We start from the raw sequence: 21,398 nt of genomic DNA, 5'->3' as shown, positions 1-21,398 counted from the left end.
ATCTGCCGAATATGGTCAAACCGGAATCCGCACTACGGCGCTTGCTGCGCGATACAGGAAAGCTACTGCAGCCGTACGGATTCCAAGGTGATGAGCCGACCTGGGTGCGTGTCGAAGCGGCCGGGGTCGCGGCGGTCGGGCGCACCCGCACCTTCCGCACCTTCACCGGCGGTCAGCAGATCCTGCGCTTCGGCCTGACCATGAGCGCCACTCCCCTGGCGTGGTGGGAGTTCTGCACCTGGCGCAGTACCCGACTAGGGCTCCCGCCGATCCCCTTCGAAGAGGCCACCGGTCCGGGCCTGATCCCCGACGGTCTCCCCGACACCATGACCGAGATGTGGTCCATGCGCCTGGTGGACCAAGGCCATATCGATCCCGCCGATATCGACACCATCCGCGCCGAACTCCCGCGCCGCGTCCACGCCTACGCCCGGCGCGCCATCCGGCTGCTCGAACCCGGCCACTACCTCGATGAGCTACTGGCACAACCCGATCCGCACCTCGGCACCTGGGAGGCGATCGTCGTCCTGCTCGCAGACGGCGGGCCGAGCGCGCAGCTCGACGAGGCCACCGAACAGCTGCTCCGCTGCGTCGCGGCCCAGGACGCATCCGAGTACGGCGACGACGTCATCACCTACGCGCAGTCCCGCGCCGCGCTCGTGTGAGAGTCCGCACGAGGGGAGAATCCGGACCGGCGAGGTGAATAGGCTGTTCATCTCTTCAACACGTTGGCGATCAATGCGGTTCCGGGCGCGATCCTCCCCCCGGACCCGGGTCGGTAGTCAACCGATCCGGTGGTCAACTGCTCACCACAGCGATCGCAGACCACAACAGGTTGGGTGATGTGGTCGCAGTCTTTGTGGCGCACCAGCAGTGGCGGACCCTCAGCGCCTGACTCCCATCGGTCTCCCCACGCCATCAGGGCCAGCAGCGCGGGCATAAGATCCCGTCCCTTGTCCGTGAGCCGATACTCGAACCGGTCCGGATGGCGCTCATATCGATCCTTGCGCAGCACTTCGGCACTGACCAATCGCTGCAAACGATCGCTCAATACATTCGTGGCCACCCCGAGGTCACGCTGGATCTCATCGAACCGATGTAAACCCACCGCGACATCTCGCACCACGAGCAGCGCCCAGGGATCCCCGACGATCGCAGCCGAGCGAGCGATCGAGCAGGCGATCCCACCGAAGTCGGTTCGTGCCATGACAGTCCCTTGTTAATAGCAAGCCAGCAGGTTAACTTCACTATATGTACCACGCTATCGTGCGATCCCTGGTCCGGAGAACCTGGCGCAGAGCAGGCGCCGGCGATTACGACGCGGCAGTCTCGATGGCCGCACCCGATATCCACTTCCGATTCCTCGGCGACACCGCGCTCGGCGCGGATCTACGCGGCCGGCAAGCCTTCCGGAACTGGTTCGATACCTTCGAACAGCACTTACCCGGCATCCGCCTCGAACTGACAGATGTCGTCGCGAACGGCTGGCCCTGGAAAACGACCGTCGCCGCACAACTTCGAGTCACCGGCACCCTCGCCGACGGAACCCCCTACCGCAACACCGCAATCCAATGGCTCACCCTGCGCTGGGGCCGCCTCACCGACGATCTGGTCCTGGAAGACACCCTCGCCCTCGACGCCGCACTCCGCCGCCAGCAAGCGATTACGGCATGATTCCCTCCGGCGGCCCCGGAACCTTCCCGGCAACAACGGCGTTGACCGATTGCGGAGCGGATCTCCGAGGAATAATCCGGTAGGGCCGGTGGCCGGCCGCCGTAAAGATCGTTAGGAGAAGTGGGTATGGGTGTCAGTCTGACCAAGGGTGGCAATGTTTCGCTTACGAAGGCGGCTCCGAACCTGACGGCCGTCGCCGTCGGTCTGGGCTGGGACCTGCGCACCACCACGGGAACCGATTTCGACCTGGACGCCAGCGCCATCGCGCTGGGCCCGGAGAAGAAGGTCGTATCCAACGGCCACTTCGTCTTCTTCAACAACCTGAAGTCCCCGGAAGGCAGCATCGAGCACACCGGCGACAACAAGACCGGTGAGGGCGAAGGCGACGACGAGGTCATCAACGTCGACCTCGCCAATACCCCGGCCACCATCGACAGCATCGTGTTCCCGGTCTCCATCTACGAAGCCGATACCCGCGCACAGAGTTTCGGCCAGGTGCGCAACGCGTACATCCGCGTCGTGGACCGTTCCAACGGCACCGAACTGGCTCGCTACGACCTGTCCGAGGACGCCTCCACCGAGACCGCCATGGTCTTCGGCGAGCTCTACCGCAACGGCGCCGAGTGGAAGTTCCGCGCCACCGGCCAGGGCTACACCTCCGGCCTGGCCGGCATCGCCCAGGACTTCGGCGTCACCATCTGAGCGCCGCGACGCTTGGGCTGAGGGCCGTCAGCGGCTAGGCCAGGGCGGGCGCGGCAGCGCCCGCCAACACCGCCGCGGCCAGTCGCCTATGCGACTCCAGCCGCGCGGTGCGGTCGAAAGTACTGGTGTGGACCAGGATTTCATCCGCACCGGTGTGGGTGACGAGGCTCTCCAGCGCCGGGATCACGGTGGATTCGGGGCCGTGGATATGCCCGCGCAGCGAATCCTCGAAGATGCGCCGCTGCCGCTCGGTCATGGGCTCGCGATCGATCCGATCGGGCGAGATCAACGCCGGGAATTCACCGCGGGTGCGGGAGTAAGCGGCGGACCACGCCTCAGGTAGCAGTAGACGATGGGCTTGTTCGACGGTGTCGGCGATGACCACCGACGCCGAGACGATCACATAGGGTGCGCTCCCCCATTCGGTAGCGTGGAAATCCCTGCGGTAGTTGCCGATTGCCTCGATCATGGCATCCTCTCCGGAGACGGCGGCAATGACCAGTGGCAGCCCGAATCGCGCGGCGCGCTGAGCTCCCGATCCCGTCGCCAGCAGATACGCCGGAACCCGCAATCCCTCGGCGGGCCAGGCATGCACACCATTTCGACCGCGGGCGAAGTACTCGAGCAGCTCGGTCAACTGCGCGTCGAAATCCTCGGCATCATCCTTGCCGCGCCCGAGCGCGCGCCGCACCCCATCGGTGAATCCCACCGATCGCCCCAGACCCATATCGATCCGCCCCGGATACAGCGCCTCGAGCGTCCCGAACTGCTCGGCCACGACCAGCGGTTGATGATTGGGCAGCATGACCCCACCGGTCCCGACCCGAATACGATCGGTCGCGCCCGCGATCGCCGCGGCGAGTACGGTGGGCGCGGAACCCGCGACTCCCGGCACACTGTGATGCTCCGACACCCAGAACCGGTGATAGCCCCACTCCTGCGCCAACCTGCCGAATTCGACTGTCTCGCGCAGCGCCTCGGGATGCGGTTGCCCGTCCCGCACGCGCGAACGGTCGAGGATGGACAAGCGGGTCGCCCGTAGTGCGGAGGTCATGTGCATGGCAACGCATCCGCCGCGCGTTGATTCCACGCCGGAGAATCGCCGCACGTTCGTGCATATGCACAATTCGATCGATGCATAGTCGGCATGACGCCGATTGCGCCCGCCATGGCGGTGGTGTGAGCTGAGTCGCACGGGCCGGAGTGGTTATGCCGGTGGTGTGGAAACAATGGAGTTTTGGAGGCTCGGTGAACAGGGCGGGAATGCGGCGGTTGCTGGTATTGGCGACGTCGGCGTGTTTGGTGACGGGTGTAGTGGGCGCGGCGGGCGCGGAGCCGGACTATCCACCGGCCTTCCCGCCGAATCAGAATCAACTGCCGCAATTGCCCACGGAGCCACAGATTTACGATCTGCTGCCGATTCCGTCGCCGGATCAGGACCCGTGGTACAACGACCCCGAGAATCTCGCCGACTACCAGCCCGGCGATATCGTGCGCGAGCGAGAAGTGCAGACGCGACTGCTCGGCCTGCCCGTCCCGGTATACACGAAACAGCTGCTGTTCCGCTCCGAGGATGTGCACGGAAATCCCATTGTCACCGCGACAACCGTTGTGGTGCCGGGCATTCCGTGGCAGGGCAGTGCGCGGCCGGTTGTCTCGTTCCAAGAGGCCATCGACTCCACCGATTCGGCCTGCAACCCCTCACATACCCTGCAGACCGGCACCATGAAGGAGTCCACGCTGGTCGCGGGCTGGCTGGCGCAGGGATTCGCGATCAATGTCCCGGACTTCGACGGCAAGTTCAATACCTTCAACACCTTCGACGAAGGCAAGATGGTGCTCGACAGTCTGCGAGCCCTGAAGAATGATCCGGCGTTGGGGCTCAACGATTCCGGGATCGCGCTGTACGGATACTCCGGCGGCGGATCCGGGTCGATTCGCGCGGCGGAACTGCGGCAATCCTACGCACCGGATGTGCGACTGCTCGGTACCGCGATCGGCGGAACACCCGGCGATCTGGTCGCCGAGGCCGATTACGCGACCCGTGAGCAGCCGGGGGTGACCGGGACCAGCAATTTCACCATGTGGCTCGGATTCGCCTCGCTCGCACGGGAGTATCCCGAGGTTTTCCGGCCCGAGGAATTCCTGACCCCCGAGGGGCAGGGCCTGCTCGCCGATATGCAGCATCGCTGCTATGCGACCATCGCACTCGAAGGGGTGTATCGGCCGATCAGCGATTACTTCCTGCCGGGTAAATCGCTCAATACCGCGCCCGAGGTATTGCAGGTGCTCAGCGACAACAGCCTGGGCAAGCACATTCCGGATACACCGATTCTGTGGTGGCACGGTGTGTGGGATGAGCTGATTCCACCGTCCGTGGTGCTGCCGACCGTTCAGTCGTACTGGGATCGCGGCGCCGACCTGCGGTTCTACACCGTTCCCGTCCCCGAGCACATCACCAATGCCGTCACCGGCTGGATGCCCGCGGTCGCCTGGATCAGCGCGGTGCTGCGCGGTCTGCCGCCCGGACCCAAATTCATGGCTCCATTCCAGCCGCTCCCGCCAGGATTCCCGGGGAGCTGATCCCGGGACTACCTGCGACAGCCTGTATCGCATAGTGTGTCCGCAGACACGTTATGCGCGGGGCACAGGGAGGTGGCATGGGCGACGCATTGGAACTGCTGCGCGACCGCGCCACCACCCTGGCCGCCAGCTTCAGCGGTGGCGTCTCCCCCTACGACACACTGCCGCAATCGTTCAGCGATGCCGATTTCGTCCCCAGCGCGACGCTGAATCTCGAACTGTTCTTCCGCCTGGCCATCGATGGCGTCGAACCCTCGGCCGCCGATACCCAGCCGCTCGTCGACCGCGCGCTCACCCTCGTGCACGATGGCATGCCGTTGGCCGAGGTCCTCGGCAATTATCGAGTGGGTGCGGCCTTCTTCTGGGCCCAGCTGATCCCGCTATTGGATACCGCGGACTACGGGGTTGTCCCCCAGGTCGGTCTGCGGCTGACCGAGTATCTGGGTCTGATCATGGCGCGCATCGCGGCCGCGCTCGTCGAGGATGCGCGCCAACCGCGCTGGGATCTACTGGAGCGGCAGCGCGAGATCGCCGATGCGCTGTTATCGGGGCGCGAACCGGCCGGCTGGGCAACCGATCCCGAATCACCGCCCGCACCAGCGTTTCTCATCGCCGTGGTCCGCCTCGGCGAGCCCACCCCGGGCACCCTCACCCGGCTGCGCGGTCACCTGGCCCATCTGCCCGGCACACTGTTGCACCGCGACGGTGGCGGCTGGACGGCGCTGGTTCCCATGGTCGCGGACGATCCGAATCCGGAGCGCCCGCTGATTCAGGCTCTCGCCCTGCGCGATTCGGCTCCGCACCCGCAGTTCTGGATCGGTGTGGCCCCCGCGCGCTCACACGCGGAGATACCGGACGCCTACACCGAGGCGACCGCGGTGGCCGAGGTGGCCCGCTGCCTGCACCTGCCCGAGGTGGTATGCCGCCGCCAGCAGATGATGTTCGAATACGCCATCGCCACAACGGGTTCCACCCGCCGCACGCTCGCGGCGCTCCTGGACCCGCTCGACGACCAGCCGATGCTCGCCGACACCCTGGACGCCTTCATAGACAACCGGTTCAACCACAACGCGGTGGCTCGGGCGCTGTTCATTCATCGCAATACCGTCACCTACCGGCTGTCTCGCATCACCGATCTGACGGGGTACGACCCGCAGCATCCGACCGGCATCTCCACACTCATGGCCGCCCGTACCGCACGGCGACTGGAATCGAAATCCTTCCGGCCCTGAGCAATTCCCGAAATCAGAACCGGCCATGCGGTTTTCAATGCAATTCTGATCTTACAAACCGAAAAAGACAGTGTCGCTTAATTATTGAATGCGAATGGGCCTTTTGCCCGAGCCATTCGGGAGTAGCATGATGCGCGGACGCGGATGACCATGCGAGCGCGGTGCGCTCGCGGCGCCGCGTCATGTATCAATCTGGAGTAAAACCATGTCCGAAAACAATCATGTTCTCGATCAGGCATTCAAAGACGCATTGGCCCGCGCCGCCCATCTCGACAAACTCGGCATTCCCCCGGCCGATACGGGTGATCTTTTCCCCGACCGCACACCGACCAATACCGAGCTGGTCAAAGCCAGTGCGGCGTTCTATCACAAGCATCAGGCGGTGATGGACAAGGCGGTTCAGGATGTTGTCGACTTCCTCGACAGCCCGGACGGCGTCGCCTATGTCAAGGCATTGGAGGGATCATTCGAGAGCGCGGCACCGAACCCACTCAGCGCCGAGCTCGCCACGGAGATACTGCACAACGGCGAATTCGACCTCGCGACAGCACATCCGCAGGGTTTGCGCGGCTTCGGCATCGGCGTATCCGCGGGTGTGAGCGCCGTGGTCGGCCTGCTCGCCGGCGCGGATGTCGTCTTCGATTTCAAGGATGAGGCGCAGGTGCACGGCCGGGTATGGAAGGGAGCGTCCGCGAAAGGCGGCCTCTCCGTCAGCGCCGGACTCGAATTGAGCTTCTGGGTCAACAAACCCGTCACCGGGGCCATCGCGGGCTGGCTGCTCGACCTCTACATCCAGACCAAATACATCATTGTCCTTTTTGTCCGTTTCATGTACGTCAATCAAAGGCCGGAGGGCACCACCGAACTCGACTTCAGCGGGGTATCGCTGCAGTTCCCGCTGGGTATCGGATTACCCATCCGGCACTCCAAGGGAACCGATGGAGTGGTCGCGGTCTACGCCGCCAGCCAAACGGCATACGACAAACCCAGGCGGGCAACCCTCGACGTGATAAACAAGGCGACCGGTCTGGGCACCATCGCCGTAAAGGAAACGGCCACACTCGAAGTCACGCTGAAAAATACCTCTGGCAACGATGTCCCCTTGAGCTCCGGGGCAACCATGACGATCAATATGCCGTCATACTTCACCGATGCCGATGTGAGCGCCATGAGCATCAACTATCCCGGCTGGACATTCGCCGACGACGACGGCAATTTGACCCTCACCCTGTCGAAGAACTCCACCTGGACCTCGAATTCGACTCTCGACCTGGTCATCACCAACGTCAAGAGCAGCAACCAACCCCCCGCGGGCCAGCAAGCTCAACCCGGCAAAATCCGGGTCGGCCTGAACGACATCTCCTTCACCGCACCCATAGGCACGAGCGCCGATTTCAGCCTCGTCTGGGCCAATTCCCAAGCCAAACTGGCCTGGGTTGCCAAGGTGGCCGACAACATCAAACTCACCGGCGACGGAGACGGCAGCCTGACCGCCTACGCCCAACCCGGAAACCAGGTCATCCCGCTCACCACGGCCGTGGACTCCGCCGGAGTGAACTGGACCCTCGGCTATATCTTCAACTACAACACCAATGTCGGCGACCAGGTGATCCCCCAGGTCACCGCGGTCTGGTGGAAGACCGATGCCCCCAAGGTAGGCAACAACATCTTCTACGGCACCGCGGTCGACGTCTCCGGCCAACCCTCGATCGCCTGGAACGGCGGCAGCCAACAGAGCGGCAGCTCCATCACCGTCACCCCCACCTTCGGCTGACTCTTCCTCCCAAGACAATTCACCGTAGCGCGACGAGCTCGTGCAGGGTGGTGCCGGACTGCCGATCCACGGCGCCGCCCTGTTGGATCGCCAGTTCGAACGAGGATTGGAAGCGGAAGTAGGCCGGATGCCCGATCACCCTGTGCAGCAATGGACGTAGCAGCCGCGATCGGACAACGGGGACATCGTCGAGTAGATCGTGGGCGTGAATGACCTGTTCCACGCTCAGCCGTAGTTCCAGTTGGCCCGGCACCCGCAATTCGATCCACTCCGGGAATTCCCGGCCCGCGGTCGAGTCGTACCGCATCGGTCCCTCGGTGAGCACGGTCTCCCCGGTCGACAACACCACTTTGTCACCGCGGGCCAGCATGAGCGGTGCGATCGAGTGCCCGCCGCGCTGCGGCTGGGTCAGCACATTCGCGTACAGCAGCGAGTACTCATCGGTGTAGAGCCGACCCCAATGCCAGCGGTCGATGATCCGCTTCATATCGCCGACACCCCAATTGTGGTCGGCGTAGCCGCGTCCGATGACCGACAGCCTGATGCCGTCGATTTCCAGAGTGCCGTGCACGCGGGCCCGGGGCGCACCGACCACCCACCCGAAAGTCTCGCCGTCCCCGAATCGGGTCTCCCCCTTACCCGGCATCCAACTTGGCGTCTCGTTCTCGAAGGTCAGCTCGAACGCCACACCGTCCTCGGCCAGCCGCACATGATGGCGCGGCAGACCGCCGGCCACGAACTCCGAACGCGCGGTGTTCGCACCGATCCGCACATCACAGCCGTCGGCCGAAAAGCTCGTCGCCGCATGCGGATAACGCTTGGCCACCTGCCGACGGCCCCCGTCGGGGCTGTACACGATCAGCTCCACCCAGGGCCTCGCCCAGGGCAGATCCTCCGGGCGGCGTTTGGCCAGGAACCCGACCACCACATGCCCGCTGTCGAGCTGTGCGTCGAAATACCAGTGTTCGAAGGCCGCCCTGCTCGGCGACGGATGCAAGCCGTTGTGGTGCGGCTCCACCGTGGTCAGGTCGCCGTCACGACGGCCCGGACCATTCCACACCTCGGTTATCGCGGTACTCGGCATAGCGGTACATCCTTGGGAGAGAGAAAGATCGAGAACCGCACGGGTGATGCGGAACGGGCGGGTCAGCGCCGCAGCGCGCCGGTGGCATCGAATTGCGCCTCGCGCCCGGCCATTTGGGCGCGGTACCAGTTCTCGCGATGTCCGACCATGACCCGCTCGTGCAGCCGCGCGAACGGCGGACAGACCCGTCGAAGCACTTCCATCGCGGTGATGAGCGGGAACCGGGCGATGGGAATGAGAATCCACGGGAACGCCGGGGGCATTCGATATCCGCGCCGCGTGCTGGGAGCCATATACATGGCCGCGTATACCGAGTTGATCCGAAAGTTGTAGGCCGCGCGCACCCGGGCCACCCCGCGATGCTCCGGCCGCGGGGCGAAGGCCGCCGGATAGGACTCGATCAACTCGGCGCCGTGCCGTCCCGCATCGAAGGAGCGGGAGATGATCGTCATCGCCAGTACGCGCAGCGAATCGGCGACCGTCTCGGGATACCAGCGCACCCGCACCCCCAGCAGATGTCCCAGATACCGTTGAAAGTGCAGCAGCGCACGGATTTCCGAGGGCGTGGTCTGATAACCGAGCAACCACAAACCCATGCCCGGGGTGACGCTGCCCGCCAACAGGGTCAACAGCTGGTAGGTCTGACTGATCGGCAGTCCCCACCGCGCCATATCCCATTCCGGATGCTGGGCGACCTTCGCTCGGACCGACACATGCATGACCCGCACCTTCATGGCGGTGGCCCGCCCCGGCGAGCCGGGATCCAGCAGCGCACCCGGCTGTGACACATCGATCCAGAATCGGCAGGTCTCGAGAAACCTTCGCAGCGCGCTGTTTCCGGCATAGCCACCGGCAAGCGATAGCGGGGTGGCGACGGCGGCCTCGGTGTACACCTCGAGGGTTTCCGCGCCCGCGAAGCTGAAAAGCATAGTGCCCCAACGGCGCCAGATGGCGGCGCCCTGTTCCACCAATTCCGGGCGCAGCCAGTCGGGCCGAGTCTCGAACTCGGCGAACAGTTCCCGCATTTCGGCGGGTGCGCCGGGTACCGCGTTCACTCCCGATATGAGTGCGGTCTCCAGCATCTCGCGGCCCAGCTTCGGGCCGATAGCACCGTGCATTACCGCGGCCACGAACCGCTCGGCCACCGGATCGCCGGCGAACAGGTCCTCGCACAGGGCGTTCGCCTGCTCATCGGTGGGGAATGGCCCGCTGCCGGTGACCGCGGTGACCAGGCGTTCGAAACGCTGCACGCCCGGTGTGGCACGGCCCTCCCAATAGCGGAAGGCGCTGGGACAGCGACCCGGCGGGGGTGGGTGTGCTCCGGCGGTTGCCGACGGGACATCCACTGACATGGGTGATCCTTCCGGTCGAGTCCCGGGATGACCACTCCGGGACAACGAGTCGAACATACCCTCAAGTATCGACTCACGGTACCGAAAAGTATGGAAAAGAATCGGCTTCCGACCGGCCGATACCCCTCACTGCGGCACCGCGCGGAAGCGCAGCATCATGTCGTGATCCTCATGATCGAGCAGATGACCCCGCCGCCTTCCCACGACCCCTGCGGCACCACGGGCGTGGTGCGCAGGCACTGCCGGCCGTCGGCCTGGAAGATCTTCTCCTGCAATACCAATGGCACCTCGTACTCCCCCGACGGCAATCCCAGCGGATTGCCGTCCGCGCCGGTGTCGAATTCGTCGCGCAGCAACACCATTCCGGCCAAGCCCGCGTACACATTCGCGCGGGTGATGCCCATCGCGTGGTCGTGATACCACAGTCCCGCCGCATCTTGCGGGAACGGATAGTCGTGCACGGCTTCCTGCCCCGGAAACACCAGTCGCTCGGGATGGCCGTCGCTCGCGGGCGGGGTCACACCACCGTGCAGATGCAATACGCTCGGCGGCGCAGCGCGGAAGTCCGCGCCGACCCCGTGCACGGTGGTATCGATATCCGCCGAAAATGGGTGCGCGCCAAGTTGATTGACCAATCGCACAGTGAGCGGCGTACCCGCCCGATGTTCGATGGTCGGGCCCAGATAGCTCGAGCCCCCGTATCCCATCGCCGGCGATTCGGCCAGGTCCCGATGAAATCGGTGCGTGGTGCTCACGGCCGTCAGTTCCAGGACATCGCGAATGCCACCGTGACGATAGCAGCTCCGCGCAACAGCCCGCGGCGGCCGATGGTGCCGTTCATCTTCTCCACCCTTCTCGGGCGTGGACGTATCCGATCACGCCTCCATACCCATGGGTACAGTAGACCGTACTGTCAAGAATGGTTCAGTGCGCCGCCGCATCGCTCGAAGCCGCCATTCGCGCGGGATACCGCCCGGCCCGCCTTCTACGATCGAGGAGTGCACATGACCGACAAGCCCTGGCGCCCATGACCACCGAGCCCGCCACACCGCGCAGGTCCAAGAAGGCCGAGGCTCAGAAACAGCGCGTTTCGAAAACCGGCGCTCCCTCGCGCAGTGGCCGCGGCCCCCGGCTCTCCTACGACGACTGGGTCGACGGCGCCCTCGCCCTACTCGCCAAGGAAGGCGCATCCGCCGTACGCATACCCCGGCTCTGCGAAGCCCTCGGTGTCACCAAGGGCAGCTTCTACTGGCACTTCGACGCTATCGAACAGCTCGAGGAAGCCATGGCGGACCGCTGGAGCACCACTCAGGCCCGGGTTATCGCCAATCTCGCGAACCTCGACTCGATGCCGATCGAACAGCGCATCGAAGCCATGGCCGCCATGCTCGTCGAGCGCAACTGGCTGGTCGAAGCCACCGTCCGCGAGTGGAGCCGCACCCGCCCGCGCGTGGAAACCGCCATGCGCGAACTGGACCAGCGGATTTTCGAAACCATCCGGGCGGCCCTGACCGACCTCGGATTCGATGCCGAAACGGCAAGACTGCGCGCCGGAGCGATGGTCTACCTCGGTATCGGTTTCATCCACGGCCGCGGCAGTCTGCCGATTCCGACGCAGGACGAGGTGCACACCGTCATCGCCCTGCTCACCCGCAGAACCTAGCCCGCCGTACCCGACGATCATGAGTACGGCCGGGGGACGTCCACGGGCCGCGAACTTTCCGCCCCGAACCAGGATCCAGATTCGAGTCAGGGGGTATGAGGACGGTGAATGCCGCGTAGTTGGTCGCGTTCGTCGATCAATGCGGCGTTGGCGTCCTCGAGTTCGAGGATGCGCCCAATACCCGCGAGGTTGACGCCCTCCTCGGCCAGGGTGGTGATGCGCTGCAGGCGCGCGAGATCGTCACCGCTGTAGCGGCGGGTACCTCCGGCGCTGCGGATGGGGGTGATCAAGCCGTGCTGCTCGTATAAGCGCAGGGTCTGGATCCCGATCCCAGCCAACTCCGCGGCCACCGAGATCGCGTACACCGCCTGCCCCGAGCGGGGTAGGTGGGTGCCGTCGTGCTGTGGACGCATCGGCGCTCCTGTCTGTGTCGTACCACTTCCCACAGATTACCTACTCTCGACACTTGCACTCACCTGTGTAGAGTGCTAAATAATATCTATGCCAGATGGCAGAGGTTATCTGGTGAAGCGACTATCGAGAATGGAGTAGTTGGAGGTGGCGACCATGCTGATGCGCACTGATCCCTTCCGTGACCTGGATCGTCTGACGCAGCAGGTGTTCGGCACCGCGGCCCGACCCGCGGCAATGCCGATGGATGCCTGGCGTGAGGACGACCAGTTCCTGGTCGAGTTCGACCTGCCGGGCATCGATCCCGATTCCCTGGACCTGGACGTGGAGCGCAATGTGGTGACCGTGCGCGCCGCACGCCCGGAGATCGACCCCGGCCGATCCATGCTCGCCGCGGAACGCCCGCGCGGGGTATTCAGCCGCCAGCTGGTACTGGGCGAGAGTCTGGACACCGAGAGAATCCGGGCGGACTACCGCGACGGAGTACTGCGCCTGGCAATCCCGGTCGCGGAGAAGGCCAAGCCCCGCAAGATCGAAATCTCCCGCCCCGAACGCGAACCCGAACGCCAGGTCATCAACGCCTGACCCGGGGGCCACCGAACACCACACACCTGGATCACTCTGCGGCTACGCCCGAGTCGCGAAAGTGAGGTGATGCCTGTCCCTCAAAACTCACGCACACCCACGAGGGCCGGACACCGTCGGTAGTGCGGCCGACCGCGCGCGCTACGGATACCCCTCGGTCCGTGCGCACGGCAACCGTTGTGGCGCAACGAGTCTGGCGCGGCGTCCCCCTTGCGGGTATCACGCAGCATCATGTCGATCTACCCGCTTCACCGGGTGGGTTCGGTCGGCCCGTTCCGGCCGAACCCACCCTCTCGTTTCCCGATACGCGAGAGGAGGAATCGCGATGACCACGATCGCGACCGCCGACGAGTTCGATCTGACCGACCCGCACGCACACACCCGCGAGCACGAACTGCCCCGTTGGCAGCACGCGCGCGTGGCCTGGTTCGACGCCGGGAAAGGGTTCGGATTTCTGACGCCCGATACCGGATCCGCGGTGTTCGTGGACTTCTCCGTGATCGAGGTCCCCGGGTACAAAACCCTCTCCGCCGGGCAACCGGTCATCTACACCGCCCTGAACACACCCCGCGGACCCGAAGCCACCCGAGTCGTCCCCTATCCGCGCTCCAGCGCCGGACCGGCCCCGCGGTACGTCGCTCCCTGCGCCGCTACACGCCGATCCCGGTGCCGTGCCCGGTACCGCGCAGCCTGACCCCGATACCCCGTCCGATCGGACAGATCCATGAGTACGACAAGCACCTCCAGCACCGACCGCGAGCACACCGACCAGGAACCACCGGTGGTGTACTGGCCCGACCCGAGCCCGCTACGCCCGTGGTGGGAAAGCATCATGCGACCGGCGATGCCCGCGGCCCCTGCCGCGCAGCGCTCCCCCGATCCGCGTCATCCCCGCGCACGGAACCCGCATGCACGCCGACACGCACCGATCCGCGCACTCGCGTGCCACCGACCGCACCACGCACACGCCGACACGGAAACTCTGTAGTGAAAACTGTAGACATTCGCGATTGCGGTATGTAATTTAACTGTCGTTGAAGTGAGGGATCGAGTGACTGGGCAGGTGAACTGCCTGGTATGAAGTACACCCGCCCCCTCCGGCGCAGACGAGAATCCGGCTGACCCCCCGTAGCTGGACCGCCGCCGGAGGGGACGGCACACAGCACGACAAAGGACCTTTGTTGACAGGCAGTACCCGACACGCATGGAGGTGGCCACTGAGTAGTCCGATACCCGTCCCGCATCCCGAGAAATGTCGGGCGCGGGGTACAGCATCGGCCCATAGGGGCCGATGAAGAATAGTCCCCCTTTCGTATACGTAGACCTCAGGCCCCGGCGCACCCGCGCCGGGGCCTGGAGTCGTTGAAAACCTGAGAGGTGTTGTGCAGCAACCGGATACGACACCCACCGGCAGTGCCGGTGGGCCGGACAAACTCGATGACGAGGACTTCCCCGCCTACAGCATGGGCCGTGCCGCGGAGATCCTCGGCGTCACCCAGGCATTCCTGCGGACCCTCGATGCCGCACGGCTGTTGACCCCGCAACGCTCGGCGGGCGGGCATCGCCGCTACTCGCGCTATCAGCTGCGGATCGCCACGCGCGTACGCGAATTGATCGACGCCGGTAACTCCCTCGACGGAGCATGCCGGATCGTGATCCTCGAAGACCAGCTCGCCGAGGCCCAAGCCCTCAACGCCACCCTGCAACACGCCCTGGACAAGCACGACGCACCGGGCTCGCAGCGCTGAGCGACTCACCGCCTGCTCCGCAGATCCGCCGGAACCGAAGCACGGGTCCGGTACTGCGGTGGCAGTGTTCCCTACACGACGCCCGTGATGAAAAGCCTCTCCGCACGACAGCGACGCCGCAGCCGCACGCGGGGCGGGCTCGATCCCTGGGAGTAGCTACTCCCCCGCATCGCGGCAGCGGTGGCGGCGGTGCCGATTTCCCCGCTGTGGCAAGGGATGTGGATCGGTCGTAGCATCAGGCGGGCATTCGACCGAAGACGGCAGGACACCTATGCGCGACGGCACCCACGGTCCCACTCCACGTTCGACTCGGCGTCGACGCGACAGCGGAACCGGTGGCCGAAGCTTGGCTGCGCTACTCACCGCCGCGGTGGAGCGGAACCCCGACGGAATCGCGATCGTCACCGACGAGGTCGAACTCAGCTATCGCGCGCTGGACGCGCGCACGAATCAGTTGGCGCGCAGGCTGTCCCGGCTCGGGGTCGGCCCCGAGGATCGGGTGGCTGTCGCACTGTCCCGATCGGTGGACTCGATCGCGGCGGTCTGGGCGATCGCGAAGACCGGCGCGGCATTCGTCCCGCTGGATCCGGCCTATCCACGGGCGCGGATCGACTACCAGCTCAACGACAGCGGATGCGTTCTCGGACTCACGCATCGCCGTCATCACGATATTCTTCCCGGCACGGTCCGGTGGCTGGCATTGGACGATCCGGGGGTTCTCGCCGAACTCGCGGTGGAACCGTCGAATCCGATCTCCTATCTCGATCGGCCTGCGCCCCTGCGCCTTTCCAATATCGCCTATCTGACCTACACGTCCGGATCGACCGGCATGCCCAAGGGCGTCGCCGTCACCCACACCGGTCTGGCCGCCCTCTGCGCGGACCTGCGCGCGACCCTGGCGACCACCGCCGCGTCCCGGTGCCTGCACTTCGCCTCGCCGAGCTTCGACGCCTCGATGCTCGAGCTGCTGCTCGCGATCGGATCGGCGGCCACGATGGTCATCGCCCCGCCATCGCTCATCGGCGGTGGCGAACTGGCGGAGTTCCTGCACCGGCACAGGGTTTCCCACGCGTTCCTGACCCCCTCGGTGCTGGCGACCGTGCAACCGGCGGGGCTGGAGACCCTGTCCACGATCGTGGTGGGCGGTGAAGCATGTCCCCCATCGCTGGTCACCAGATGGGCGACCGACGGGCGGCGTATGCACAATGCCTACGGACCCACGGAGACCACCGTCGCGGCCACCCTCAGCGGTCCGTTGCGACCCGATGCCCCCGTCTCGATCGGCGGACCGGTGCAGGGTGCCGGGCACCGAATCCTCGATAGTCGATTGCGGCCCGCCGCCGTCGGCTCGGTCGGCGAGTTGTATGTCACCGGTCCGGGAGTGGCACGCGGCTATCCCGGCCTGTTCGCACTCACCTCTGCGCGCTTCGTCGCGGATCCGCAGGGAGCGGCCGGGACGCGGATGTATCGCACCGGAGATCTGGTGCGCCGCAATGATATCGGCGAGCTCGAATATGTCGGCCGGATCGACCATCAGGTCAATATCCGCGGCCTGCGCATCGAACTCGGGGAGATAGACGCCGCGCTCATCCGGCTGGACGGGGTCGCGAGCGCGGTGACCGTGGACCGCGAAACCGCCACCGGCGAAACCGAACTGGTCTCGTTCGTGCTGGCCGATCCCGATGCGCAGCCATATACGCCGGATCTGCTGGCCGGTTTGGCCGCCCAGGTGCCGGCCTATATGGTGCCCAACTCGGTCATCGTGGTCGAGGACTTCCCGCGCACCGAGGCCGGGAAGGTCGACCGAACCGCATTGCGTGCCCTCCCGGTGCGGCGTTCGGGTCCGCGGCGCGTGACCGGTGCCGGGGAGGACCTGGTCGCCGAGGTGTTCGCCCAGGTGCTCGGCATCGAGCGGATCGGCGCGGACACCGATTTCTTCGCCGTCGGCGGCAATTCGCTGCTGGCCACCCAGGCGGCGGCGCGGCTGAGCGAGAGCTGGCAGGCACGGATTCCGCCCCAGCTGCTGTTCGACCATCCGACCATCGCCACGCTGACCAAGGCCATCCGGTCCCGGCATTTCGACACCGCCCGCCCGGCACTGTTGGCGGGACTGCGCCCGGATCGAATTCCGTTGTCGCCGAACCAGCTTCGATTCTGGCTGCGCAATCAGTTCGACACCGCCACCGCGGTCGACAATATCGGCTTCGCACTGCGCCTCACCGGCTTGGACACCGACGCGTTGCGCGCGGCGCTGCTGGATGTGATCACCCGACACGAGGCGCTGCGCACCCGCTATCCCGCCGATGCCGACGGGCCGTACCAGCGAATCATGGACGCGGGCATGGCTATGGACAACTTCGCCGTGCGGGATATCGCCGAGGACGAACTCTCCGCGCAGGTGCACCGGGCGATTCGCGAGGGCTTCGATGTCACGGCCGAGGTTCCGCTGCGGATGCGGCTGCTGCGGACTCCGACCGAGCAGGTGCTCGTCTGCGCGGTGCACCATATCTGTGCCGATGGCTCGTCGATGGCTCCGCTGGCCCACGATATGGGCCTGGCCTACGCCGCCCGATGCGGCGGCACCGCACCGGCATGGCGGCCGGTGGCGGTGCAGTACGCCGACTACGCGCTCTGGCAGCGCGAACTACTCGGCTCCCGGGACGACTCCGAATCGCTACTGGCACAACAGCTCCGGTACTGGACCGGCGAGTTGCGCGGGCTGCCGGACCAACTCGACCTCCCGGCCGACCGGCGTCGCCCCGCGATCGCCTCGCTGCGCGGCGCGACGGTCGATCACCTGCTGCCCGCCGCCACCCACGAGCGATTGCTGACCTTCGCGCGTGGACGCCAGGCGAGCCTGTTCATGGTGATGCGCACCGCGCTCGCGGTCCTGCTGGCCCGCCTGTCCGGCACCGAGGACATCGCGATCGGGGTGCCGATGACCAATCGCGCAGAACCGGCGCTCGATGGCGTCGTCGGAATGTTCGTCAATACCACCGTCTCTCGCACTCGGGTCGAGGCAGCGGAGAGTTTCGAGGCGTTGCTGGCCCGCGCCCGAGATCGGGACCTGGCCAATTTCGCCCACTCCGAGGTGCCGTTCGAACACGTCGTGGACGCGGTCGATCCGGTGCGGTCACCCGGACGGCATCCGCTGTATCAGGTCGGATTCGCCTTCCAGAATTTCACGCCCGCGGATTTGGAGATGACCGCGACGGATATGTCGGTGTTCGAGATCGAGACCGATACGGTCAAGACCGACCTGCACATCGGGGTGATCGACACCCGCGACGCCGAGGGCGCGCTCGGTCCCATCGCGCTGAGATTCGGTTACAGCACAGACCTTTTCGATCGATCGACGGTCCGGGGGTTCATCGACGCCTATACCCGGCTACTGGAGTCGATCCTCGCCGATCCGCGGACGGCGGTCGGCGACCTCACCATCTTCGACGGCCGCGATGGGCACCGCGGCGACGACGTGCCGGTCGCGCGGGAGCAGCTCACCGCCGCGATCGCCCGTCAGGCGGCCGAACACCCGCACGCGGTCGCCGTGGTCAGCGAGAACGAGTCCGTCACCTTCGCCGAGCTCTACGATCGCGCCACCCGGCGGGCACGATGGCTGATCGCCCAGGGCATCGGTCCGGAATCCCTTGTCGCGGTGGCCATGCGCCGCTCCCTGGAGCAGGTCATCACGTTGTACGCGGTCGCGGAGGCGGGAGCGGCCTGGGTGCCGATCGATCCCGATCATCCCGCCGAGCGCATCGGCTACATCCTGGAATCCGCAGCACCGCACTGTGTTCTGACCACGATCCGGGATGGGTTCACCCTCGGTGACCCGCGGACCGTGGACACCCTCGACACGACCGGATATCCCGCCGGACCGGTGCGCGATGCCGAGCGGACCGCGCCCTTGCGAGGCGATCATCCCGCCTACGTCATCTACACCTCGGGATCGACCGGCAAGCCCAAGGGCGTGGTCGTCACCCACACCGCGATCGTCAACCAGCTCGCCTGGATGCGCACCCGCTACGACCTGCGGGCCCGGGACACGTATCTACACAAGACCGCCGCCACCTTCGATGTCTCGCTGTGGGGGTATTTCCTTCCGCTGGGGGCCGGTGCGCGGCTCGTGCTCGCCGGGCCCGACGAACATCGGGACCCGCACGCCATCTGCCGGTTGATCGCGAATCACCGTGTGACCCTGACCGATTTCGTGCCGACCATGCTCACCCTGGTGGCCAGATCCGCGAGCTCCGAGGATCTCGAGTCACTACGCGCCGTATTCGTCATCGGCGAGGCGCTCGCGCCGGAGACCGCGCAAGCGTTCGCCGAGGTCAGTCCGGCTGAGCTGCATAACCTGTACGGTCCGACCGAAGCCGCGGTCAGCATTACCGAACACCATGTGGCGGAAGCGGATCTGCGTGCGTCGACCATGCCGATCGGTGTGCCGGTGTGGAATTCGCGGTGCGGTGTGCTCGATGCCAGATTGCATCGCCTCTTTCCCGGGGTCGCCGGTGAGCTCGTACTCGCGGGTGATCAGCTCGCCCGCGGCTATCATCGCGCGCCGGGACTCACCGCGAGCCGATTCGTGGCCAGTCCGTTCGGGCCGCCCGGGGCGCGGATGTACCGCAGCGGCGACCTGGTCCGTTTCCGCCCCGATGGAGTGCTGGAGTATTTGGGCCGCACCGATTTTCAGGTCAAGGTGCGTGGGCACCGCATCGAACTGGGTGAGATCGAATCCGCCCTGCTCGACCATCCCGCCGTGGCGCAGGCCGTGGTCACGGTACGTCGGGACGCCCAGGACGACCGGCTGATCGGCTATGTGGTGCCACGAGTTGGAGCGACCGTCGAGCCGAAGGCGTTGCGGCACCAGGTTTCCGGACTCCTGCCGGGGTATATGGTCCCGGCGGCGGTGATGGTGCTCGACGAGCTGCCGGTCAACACCAGCGGCAAGGTCGATCGGGCCGCACTGCCCGCGCCGGTGTTCGTCAGCGCGGAGGCGGCCGGGCCGGGCACCCCGCTGGAGATCGCGATCGCGGAGGTCTTCGCGGAGGTTCTCGACGTCCCCGGTGTCGGGCCGACATCGGATTTCTTCGAACTCGGTGGCTCGTCACTACTGGTATTCGTACTGCACCAACGCCTTTCGGACCGACTCGACTGCGACGTTCCGATGTCCGCGATCCTGGCGGCACCGACGGTGGCGGGGCTGGCGGCCTATGTGAGCGGTAAACGCCAACCCGGCCCGGCTTTCACTGCCGCGGCCGATGCGGTCCTGGATCGGGCCATCTCGATCGCGGGATGCGCACTCGCACGGCGCACCGCACACGATGTTCTGCTCACCGGTGCGACGGGTTTCCTGGGCGCACATCTGCTGCACGAGTTGCTGACCCGCACCCGGGGGCATATCTGGTGCCTGGTGCGCGCGAAGGGCAATCAGGATCCGTTGGATCGAGTCCTGGCGGCGCTGACCTGGTTCGGGCTGCCCACCGACGGCGTCGCCGAGCGGGTGACGACCGTACCCGGCGATCTGGCGTTGCCGCGACTGGGCCTGGACCCCGCGCGGTTCGAGCTACTCGCCGAACGAATCGATGTCATCTATCACAATGGCGCCAGGGTCAATCATGTCGATCCCTATGAGCGGCTGCGCGCGGTCAATGTCGAGGGAACGCGAGCGGTGCTCGAATTGGCCACCACCGCGCGGGTGAAGGCGGTGCACTTCATCTCCACCCTCGGCGCCGCCATCCCGGCGGGCCCGGTTCCCGAGGTCGTCGGCGAGAACGATCGGCTGCGCGCGGACCAACTCCAGTCCAACGGCTACCTGACCTCGAAATGGGTTGGCGAGGAACTGATTCGGCAGGCCGGTGGGCGCGGGGTGCCGGTGACCATCCACCGGCCGGGCACCATCTGCGGCGACACCTCCACCGGGGTCAACAATCCCGACGACGCCTTCTGGAACATGGTGCGCGCCGCCGCGGTGCTCGGCGTCACGCCCGAGGTGGGCGATGCCACGGTCTCCCTGGTCCCCGTCGACTACGTCGTGCGCGCGATCGTCGCCGTCGCGTCGAGCCCGCGCCGGGAGACCGTCTACCACCAGGTCAACCACACACCCGTCGCGGTGCGCGAAGTCCTGGAATGCCTGCGCGAACAAGGCCACCCGGTGCGGGAACGGTCGATGGATTACGTACTCGCCGAACTGAACCGCCAATCGGCGGCCCGCTCCGCCGCGGGCGATGACTCCCTGGCCCGCGCGGCGGTGCTGGCCTCCACCTTCGGTGAACTCGCCGGGCATACCCGATGGGATGACGCCCATACCCGAGAGGCGCTGCACGGGAAGAACATTCACTGCCCGGTCATTGACCGGGCAGTGCTGAACCGCTATCTCGCGCAGTTCACGGCAGCGGGCTTGCTTCCCGTGGTCACCGTCGGGGCCCACTGAGCCACAGCGGAAGATCTGGCTTCGCCCCCCAGAATGTCGTCTCGTTCGACGCGCTGGACCGGTCGGCAATGGTGGGGACGGAGCCGCGCGCCGCCGAACGCAGTGACAGTGTGCCTGTACATCCTCGAGCGGTGTCCGCGACCACGGAAAAGGAGTT

At 65.9% G+C, this 21,398-nt stretch carries 16 protein-coding genes and 1 pseudogene; 11 read left to right on the top strand and 6 right to left on the bottom strand.

Annotated features, from left to right (window positions below; all coding sequences use genetic code 11):
* The first annotated feature begins 11 nt into the window (after nucleotides 1–11).
* Nucleotides 12–665: a hypothetical protein gene (locus OHB26_RS28550; protein ID WP_330180347.1), complete on the top strand. Its 654-nt coding sequence runs from the start codon at nucleotides 12–14 to the stop codon at nucleotides 663–665.
* Between the two features lie 47 nt (nucleotides 666–712).
* Here the strand turns inward: OHB26_RS28550 and OHB26_RS28545 are convergent, their stop codons facing one another.
* Nucleotides 713–1,207: a winged helix-turn-helix transcriptional regulator gene (locus OHB26_RS28545; protein WP_330180346.1), complete on the bottom strand. Its 495-nt coding sequence runs from the start codon at nucleotides 1,205–1,207 to the stop codon at nucleotides 713–715.
* Between the two features lie 44 nt (nucleotides 1,208–1,251).
* Here OHB26_RS28545 and OHB26_RS28540 point away from each other — a divergent pair, with 44 nt between their 5' ends.
* The gene (locus OHB26_RS28540; RefSeq protein ID WP_330180345.1) at nucleotides 1,252–1,674 is read left to right on the top strand and encodes a nuclear transport factor 2 family protein; all 423 of its coding nucleotides are present in this window, start codon (nucleotides 1,252–1,254) and stop codon (nucleotides 1,672–1,674) included.
* 126 nt (nucleotides 1,675–1,800) lie between these two features.
* Nucleotides 1,801–2,376, top strand: coding sequence for a TerD family protein (locus OHB26_RS28535; RefSeq protein WP_330180344.1), 576 nt, complete (start codon nucleotides 1,801–1,803; stop codon nucleotides 2,374–2,376).
* Between the two features lie 34 nt (nucleotides 2,377–2,410).
* Here the strand turns inward: OHB26_RS28535 and OHB26_RS28530 are convergent, their stop codons facing one another.
* Nucleotides 2,411–3,436 carry an LLM class flavin-dependent oxidoreductase gene (locus OHB26_RS28530; protein ID WP_330180343.1) on the bottom strand — a complete coding sequence of 342 codons (1,026 nt, stop codon included), beginning with the start codon at nucleotides 3,434–3,436 and terminating at the stop codon, nucleotides 2,411–2,413.
* A 203-nt stretch (nucleotides 3,437–3,639) separates the two neighbouring features.
* Between OHB26_RS28530 and OHB26_RS28525 the strand changes: the two genes are divergently transcribed.
* The 3 genes from OHB26_RS28525 (at nucleotide 3,640) to OHB26_RS28515 (ending at nucleotide 7,965) form a co-directional block, all read left to right on the top strand.
* Nucleotides 3,640–4,959, top strand: a complete 1,320-nt coding sequence (locus OHB26_RS28525) for a lipase family protein (RefSeq protein ID WP_330185805.1) — start codon at nucleotides 3,640–3,642, stop codon at nucleotides 4,957–4,959.
* Nucleotides 4,960–5,036: 77 nt separating this feature from the next.
* Nucleotides 5,037–6,191 carry a PucR family transcriptional regulator gene (locus OHB26_RS28520; protein ID WP_330180342.1) on the top strand — a complete coding sequence of 385 codons (1,155 nt, stop codon included), beginning with the start codon at nucleotides 5,037–5,039 and terminating at the stop codon, nucleotides 6,189–6,191.
* 205 nt (nucleotides 6,192–6,396) lie between these two features.
* The gene (locus OHB26_RS28515) at nucleotides 6,397–7,965 is read left to right on the top strand and encodes a hypothetical protein (protein WP_330180341.1); all 1,569 of its coding nucleotides are present in this window, start codon (nucleotides 6,397–6,399) and stop codon (nucleotides 7,963–7,965) included.
* 19 nt (nucleotides 7,966–7,984) lie between these two features.
* On the opposite strand, the gene OHB26_RS28510 is transcribed toward OHB26_RS28515, so the two are convergent.
* From OHB26_RS28510 to OHB26_RS28500, 3 genes and pseudogenes are all read right to left on the bottom strand, one after another.
* Nucleotides 7,985–9,049 (bottom strand): lipocalin-like domain-containing protein, encoded by a 1,065-nt coding sequence (locus tag OHB26_RS28510; RefSeq protein WP_330180340.1) that lies wholly within the window; start codon nucleotides 9,047–9,049, stop codon nucleotides 7,985–7,987.
* A gap of 62 nt (nucleotides 9,050–9,111) precedes the next feature.
* Nucleotides 9,112–10,401, bottom strand: coding sequence for an oxygenase MpaB family protein (locus tag OHB26_RS28505; RefSeq protein WP_330180339.1), 1,290 nt, complete (start codon nucleotides 10,399–10,401; stop codon nucleotides 9,112–9,114).
* A 191-nt stretch (nucleotides 10,402–10,592) separates the two neighbouring features.
* Nucleotides 10,593–11,108: pseudogene (locus OHB26_RS28500) on the bottom strand (multicopper oxidase domain-containing protein); the annotation flags it as partial.
* A gap of 320 nt (nucleotides 11,109–11,428) precedes the next feature.
* Here OHB26_RS28500 and OHB26_RS28495 point away from each other — a divergent pair.
* Nucleotides 11,429–12,064 carry a TetR/AcrR family transcriptional regulator gene (locus OHB26_RS28495; RefSeq protein WP_330180337.1) on the top strand — a complete coding sequence of 212 codons (636 nt, stop codon included), beginning with the start codon at nucleotides 11,429–11,431 and terminating at the stop codon, nucleotides 12,062–12,064.
* Between the two features lie 86 nt (nucleotides 12,065–12,150).
* Here the strand turns inward: OHB26_RS28495 and OHB26_RS28490 are convergent, their stop codons facing one another.
* Nucleotides 12,151–12,477 (bottom strand): MerR family transcriptional regulator, encoded by a 327-nt coding sequence (locus OHB26_RS28490; RefSeq protein ID WP_330180336.1) that lies wholly within the window; start codon nucleotides 12,475–12,477, stop codon nucleotides 12,151–12,153.
* Between the two features lie 139 nt (nucleotides 12,478–12,616).
* Here OHB26_RS28490 and OHB26_RS28485 point away from each other — a divergent pair, with 139 nt between their 5' ends.
* The 4 genes from OHB26_RS28485 to OHB26_RS28470 all read left to right on the top strand — a co-directional run bounded on the left by OHB26_RS28485 (nucleotide 12,617) and on the right by OHB26_RS28470 (nucleotide 21,241).
* Nucleotides 12,617–13,060: an Hsp20/alpha crystallin family protein gene (locus OHB26_RS28485; RefSeq protein WP_330180335.1), complete on the top strand. Its 444-nt coding sequence runs from the start codon at nucleotides 12,617–12,619 to the stop codon at nucleotides 13,058–13,060.
* A 325-nt stretch (nucleotides 13,061–13,385) separates the two neighbouring features.
* The gene (locus OHB26_RS39765; protein ID WP_442942730.1) at nucleotides 13,386–13,754 is read left to right on the top strand and encodes a cold-shock protein; all 369 of its coding nucleotides are present in this window, start codon (nucleotides 13,386–13,388) and stop codon (nucleotides 13,752–13,754) included.
* A 688-nt stretch (nucleotides 13,755–14,442) separates the two neighbouring features.
* Nucleotides 14,443–14,808 (top strand): MerR family transcriptional regulator, encoded by a 366-nt coding sequence (locus OHB26_RS28475; protein WP_442942729.1) that lies wholly within the window; start codon nucleotides 14,443–14,445, stop codon nucleotides 14,806–14,808.
* Nucleotides 14,809–15,154: 346 nt separating this feature from the next.
* A complete protein-coding gene (locus tag OHB26_RS28470) occupies nucleotides 15,155–21,241 on the top strand; it encodes an amino acid adenylation domain-containing protein (protein ID WP_330180334.1) in 6,087 nt (2,028 codons plus the stop codon).
* Nucleotides 21,242–21,398 lie beyond the last annotated feature (157 nt).

Origin of the sequence: Nocardia sp. NBC_01503 (assembly GCF_036327755.1) — a bacterium.
GTDB lineage: Bacteria > Actinomycetota > Actinomycetes > Mycobacteriales > Mycobacteriaceae > Nocardia.
Note: the sequence above shows the minus strand (reverse complement) of the source record. Positions and strands in the feature narration are given on the sequence as shown.